Origin of the sequence: Cellulomonas sp. HZM, assembly GCF_000708885.1 — a bacterium.
Lineage (GTDB): Bacteria > Actinomycetota > Actinomycetes > Actinomycetales > Cellulomonadaceae > Cellulomonas.
Genome location: NZ_JEOE01000074.1, coordinates 1 through 1,282, shown reverse-complemented (window position 1 = coordinate 1,282; position 1,282 = coordinate 1). Strand labels below are relative to the sequence as shown.

The window sequence follows — 1,282 nt, the reverse complement described above, 5'->3', positions numbered from 1 at the left end:
ATCCCCGACCCGCCGCCGGTCCCACCACCACCACCAGCCGAGCAAGCACTTGGTTGCGGTCAGCGGCCGTTTCGCGCAACCAAGTGCTTGCTCGAGGTTCGCCGCCAGCCGTGCAGGTCGAGCGCGGCGCGGAGCTGGGTCGTCAGGCGGCCCGTTGTCGCGTCCGACGGGGCGAACCGGAAGAGCTCGACGCGACGGCTCGCGACGAGCCGGTTCTGCCTCTCCCGGTCGGCGAGTACGGCAACCGGGGTGTCATGGAACTGCCGACCGTCGATCTCCGCGATCAGCCACCGCCCGCCGGGGAGGCGCCAGCCGAGATCGCCGCGTGCCACGAATCGGCCGTGGTCGTCCCGGATCACCACCTGCAGCTCGTCGGGCGGGATGCCCGCGTCATGGCACGCGACCCGCGCGACGGATTCGGCCGGGGACTCGGCGCACGGGTCTGCGAGGTCCCAGACGTCGGCGGACCGTGCCGCCCCTCGACGGCCGCGCGTCGCCCGGCGAAGCTCGTCGAGGTCGTCGGCGTCGATCCTGCGCCGCGCCAGGAGGCCGTCGAGCACCGCGACCGCATACGGACGCGGGAGCAGCGGGACAGCGTGCACGAGCGACATGCGCAGCCCTGTGGTCCGGCCGATCACCAGCCGCCGCCACGACAGTGCCGTCGTCGGGCCGAGCTCGTCGTACTGACGGACGACGATCCCGGCGCGCGAGTGCACCATGCGTCCGTCGTCGAACGCGACCTCGGGCCGGATCCGCAGCGGCAGTCCCGTGACGCCGAGCAGGGCCAGTGCCGCAGGCCCGACCGCGACCGAGCCGGGGTGGGCGACGAGCCCCAGCCACGCGGCACGTCGACGCGACTCGTCCGGCCCCAGCTCGGAACCGGGTGGCCGCAGCTCGACGACACCGCGCGCGGGCCGGGTCCACGCCTCGGCACCCACGCGGCGCGAACGAGCGGCGCGATCCACGCCGGCGGCGTCGCACTGAGCAGCCGAGAGCAGTCCCGCCTGCGCGCGAGCGAGCTCCGCGAGCGCCTTGGGGATGTCGTGCAGTCGCGAAGCCACGCCCTCATCCGACCGCCCCGTCGTTCCGCGAACGGTCGGGCGAGACCGGCCTGTGGACGCCGACACTCCTGCCCCCGCCTGTGGACGCCTCGACACAGCCGACCGACCGCGACCGCGAGCCGCTCTCGAGCAAGCACTTGGTTGCGCGAAACGGCCGCGGACCGCAACCAACCGCTTGTTCGCATCCCTGGGCGGGGTGGATCCCCGGGGGGGTCAGCGGG

Annotated in this window: 1 protein-coding gene; it reads right to left on the bottom strand. The window is 74.0% G+C overall.

What is annotated here, in order from left to right; genetic code table 11:
* Positions 1-59: 59 nt before the first annotated feature.
* On the bottom strand, positions 60-1,061 hold the full coding sequence (locus tag AW16_RS17920) for a type IV toxin-antitoxin system AbiEi family antitoxin domain-containing protein (protein WP_051682046.1): 1,002 nt from the start codon (positions 1,059-1,061) through the stop codon (positions 60-62).
* Between the last annotated feature and the right edge of the window lie 221 nt (positions 1,062-1,282).